The 3,988-nt window shown below is 34.8% G+C and carries 5 protein-coding genes; 1 reads left to right on the top strand and 4 read right to left on the bottom strand.

The genetic code is table 11. The annotated features are described in order from the left end of the window. Nucleotides 1-105: 105 nt before the first annotated feature. The 4 genes from cas2 to N2712_07795 all read right to left on the bottom strand — a co-directional run bounded on the left by cas2 (nt 106) and on the right by N2712_07795 (nt 2,828). A complete protein-coding gene (gene cas2 / locus N2712_07810; GenBank protein MCX8029881.1) occupies nt 106-372 on the bottom strand; it encodes a CRISPR-associated endonuclease Cas2 in 267 nt (88 codons plus the stop codon). Between the two features lie 136 nt (nt 373-508). Beyond that, on the bottom strand, nt 509-1,507 hold the full coding sequence (gene cas1b, locus N2712_07805; GenBank protein MCX8029880.1) for a type I-B CRISPR-associated endonuclease Cas1b: 999 nt from the start codon (nt 1,505-1,507) through the stop codon (nt 509-511). Between the two features lie 125 nt (nt 1,508-1,632). Further along, nucleotides 1,633-2,124, bottom strand: a complete 492-nt coding sequence (cas4, locus tag N2712_07800; GenBank protein ID MCX8029879.1) for a CRISPR-associated protein Cas4 — start codon at nt 2,122-2,124, stop codon at nt 1,633-1,635. 2 nt (nt 2,125-2,126) lie between these two features. After that, nucleotides 2,127-2,828 carry a hypothetical protein gene (locus tag N2712_07795; GenBank protein ID MCX8029878.1) on the bottom strand — a complete coding sequence of 234 codons (702 nt, stop codon included), beginning with the start codon at nt 2,826-2,828 and terminating at the stop codon, nt 2,127-2,129. A 242-nt stretch (nt 2,829-3,070) separates the two neighbouring features. On the opposite strand from N2712_07795, the gene N2712_07790 reads away from it, so the two are divergent. Next, entirely contained in the window at nt 3,071-3,892 is an 822-nt protein-coding gene (locus tag N2712_07790) for a hypothetical protein (protein ID MCX8029877.1), read from the top strand. Nucleotides 3,893-3,988 lie beyond the last annotated feature (96 nt).

Here is a 3,988-nt window from a genome sequence, read left to right as displayed (position 1 = left end):
GTTTTTAGACTACTTTGAATAGTCAAATATAATTATACTAATCTAACTGGACGCAAAAATTTCTCAGACACTCAAAAAAGATGGGGGGTTTCCAGAAAATAGAAACTATAAGATAAAGTCATCCGAAGAATTCCTCTTTACTCCCATCGTTTGCCTCTCGTAGTAGTTCCTGTTGCTAAATTTGTATATTACGACAGAGTCTTTGTTCTTGTCCATAATCTTATCAAGTTCATCTACTAACATCCTAAACAAAGCATCCGATATCTCGCCTTCAAATACCGATCTCTGAACCCAAGTCAGGTATCGCTTACATACTTTGTTAGCTTTCATCACTCTACTCTCGTCAAAATCATAAACTAGTATTACAAACATACAACCCCAAACCTCAAATCTGGAATTTTAAACAAACTCTTTATTCTTCTAGTAAGAATAAATTTCTTGATTCGTTAATACATCTTGAAATATGTATTGTATTTGATAGCTCAAAACTCTGTAAGTGTTTTGAGGGCTACCATTCTACTACGAAGGGGTTATATTCCTCGTCTTCCGTCAAGAATTTATACAACTTGTAGCACTCAAGTCTTATGAGTCTTCTATAACTGACATTACCTAACTTCTTATGCTTTATAACACTCTTCATTTTCTCTTCGTATCTCTGGATGAATTTTTTATTACCACTTTCTTTCATAAAAACACCATCTCCGATTTCGTGAAAATCATTTATATTTATTTCTTTTCTGTTAATAATTTGAAATATTGTTCTATCAACAATCACAGGTTTGAAAACCTCTGCTATGTCAAGGTTAAGACTAAAACTTCTCTGGTTTGTTTGGTGTAGGTATCCAATTCTTGGGTCTAGGTATGTCCTGTATATCTCGCTCAAAACAGATGCGTAAAGAAGTGAATTACCAAAGCTTATAAGTGCATTCATAGGGTTACTCGGTGGTCTCTTTTCTCGTCTCTCAATTTCAAAGCCCTCTTGCTTCAAAAACAAACCAAAAGTGGAATAATACTCTTTCCTAATCTCACCCTCTATGCTCATAAGTGTCGGAATATCGTTCGTTTCAAATACTTTACTAAAAGACTGTTTTATGTTTTGAATAGAATTGCCAATTTCTTCATTGCCAGTTTGCCTGTAGTGGTACTCTAGGTTCTTAAGAATGTTTCTATATGCTCCTTCAATAAACTTCTTTGCTAGATAAACTCTCTTCTTGTTGTCAAGGTAAGCCTCTGCTTGCTTGAGTGTGATTAAACCAGAGTTTAAACTTCTTCTCGGATAATAACTTCCTACATACCATCCCTTCCTGTTAAAAAAGTGTAGGCATATCTCGTTCTTAGTTAGAAATTCAAGAAGTCTCTTGTTTATCACCATCTCGCCAAAGATGTTTATGTCTGAAACGGTAGCAACTGGAATACTCTTGGTTTCACCTTCTTTAGTTATCAAAATGAGCGAGTTGTCCTTTCTCTTCAGTCTGCCACTCTGAAAAACATACAGAACTTTTGACATTACATAACCTCCTTGTTTTTATATTTCATCACACTGTCGTGAGACAGTGCGAGAGTAATAACTTCCAAACTATACTTTATAAAACCCTTAAAAGGTGTAGAAAGGTTGTTTCAAAAGAATAGCGTTTAAACCCAGCACATCTCCTTGTATCCGCAAACTTTACAGTATTTTATCCACTCGGGCTTCGGTGATTTTTCTTGCTTGAGTAGCTCCTCAATCTCGCCTATTATCTTTTCAATCTCTTTTTCACTTTCTTCGGAGAGTCTTACTAATACTCTCTTTTTCTCATCAGGAATGCTAATTTCTCCTTCCATCACAACTCCTTTTTTGTGTTTTAGGTAGTAAAGGTAGAAGAGTAGTTGCCACCGTGTGCTGTCTATGAATTTGGAACTCTTTTTTATCTCAACAATCAAACGCCTTCCTTTGACTAGGTCAACTTTGATAGTATTGTCAATCAAAACTTCTTTTGCTTTTTCTCTTGAGAAGAAGTATTTGTGAATATGTCTTCCCATCATTATTCTGTTATCCTTCTGATCTGGAACTATCCTATGTCCAATAAGCCAAGCCTCTCTCTTGCAGATGGTATAATACCAGATTAGAGTTCCATTAACTTCCATTTCTATCTTGATATATAGACAGTTGTAGTCCCACTGTATGTAAGCCAGAAATCGTATATCCACACATAATGGACGTATCCAGTTGAGCTTGCATAGCCACTCTCGCCGTATCCTTTTAGGTTTTGATCTATTGTCTTTACTATGATGCCTCTGTAGTCTGCTACTTTTATCACTGGGTCGAAACCTGATCTCCCACTAACTTGGACAAAGATACTCGTGGAAGGAGATATAACCTTTAGAACTGTTCCTGGTTGAGCGTAGGAGTATATGTATACGCTATCATACCAAGATGTATAGGTAGTTAAATCAATTGTCATATCGTAGGTTGATGAATCAGATACTGATACTGTATTAGTTTTTGCTGTTTTACCTTTCCCGTCATCCAACTCAAGTATTAAGTCATATGAACCACTATAGAATATATAGAATTGATAGGTTACATTAGTGGTAGAAGGTAACATAGTGTTTGAAATAAGGTATTGGCTTTGCACACCTTTTTGTAGTATGAGACTTACATATACATTATCACCGTCAGGGTCGTTGTATTTAAAACTTGCATTGATAGGTTCTCCAGTGTAAGCGACATACTTTGATAGGTAGAACTCATCTATCACTGGAGGTCTGTTAATGATGGACAATACACTACATCCAGACATCAAAATAGTGGAGATTAGAAGAATAAATGTTATTATTTTGTTTATCATAGTAAAACCTCCATAATTGTAAATATTGTAAAACATCTGTTATGACACCTTTTGTCAGTTATCGCTAGATAAAACGAAGAATCAAGTAGTAGAATAATCTAACTCTTTCAAGGAGGTATTTTGCTTTCTGTTAGACGTAAAGGTTTTTAATTTATCCTAAAAAATTTTTCACTTATGACAGAAGTTGTCATATGTGCTATGTTATAATACATCTTGGGTATCGTATATAAGAGGTATTTGTTATGTTAAAGTCAATTTCTTTTTTAAACATACTGCTGTTAGCTATGTTTGTAAGTGGGTGTATATATAAGGGAACTGTTTATATAAACAGACCAAGGGAGTTTTCAGAAAGGGTTTTAGGGTCTGTTTATACGAATTTAAACTTTTTGCAGAATATTAGTATGACAACTAATACGAATCTTATAGAGAGGAATATCTTCTCATACTCAATACTTGATAGTATTTCTAGAATTCCTTATACGAATGTCAAAGCTTCTAGAAGTATCGTTGCTGTTGAGATTTCTTCAACAGTGCCTGAATATATACATCTTGTTAGGAGAGCAATACTTCAAGAGATATACCTACAAGAAGGAGGAACTATACCTCGTTCATCTATTAGTGAGAAATCACCTGTTGCTTTTTTAGCGTATAATTTGCTCTTTCCTGGTTTATCTCTTTTGTATGCTGTTGGAGATAACGCTCTCTGGGATTTGGATTTTGAGGCTGTGAAGTTTGATGAAGCCCATGGAGTAGTGGTAAATCCGCCACCAATAATAGCTCGTTATTCCGGAATTCTTAGTTATGGTATTCTTTCAGAACTGACAGATAAGTTTTTGCTTTTATACTCCATCTCTACTCCTAGGGCTATGCCGTTTGAGATATACCTTTTAATTGGATTGATTATTAGAGTTCCTACTGTGATTATGGGGCTTGACCTTATAAATAAGCATAATACGATAGTTTCCTCTGGATATAATGTTGATAGAAACTTTTCAGTTAGTCTGCTATATAACAAGGATAACTATCCTTTAGTTGAGGTAAGGATGTTTCAGGTGAGGTTCTGATGAGATTGTTTGTGAGATGGTTAGTATGAACTGTAGAAAAAGAAAAGTTAGATATTTATAATTCAACCAAAATTGGGAGTATGTTATGCTTGAGGT

It is taken from the genome of Brevinematales bacterium (genome assembly GCA_026415355.1).
GTDB lineage: Bacteria > Spirochaetota > Brevinematia > DTOW01 > DTOW01 > SKYB106.
This window is presented reverse-complemented; position numbering and strand designations above follow the sequence as displayed.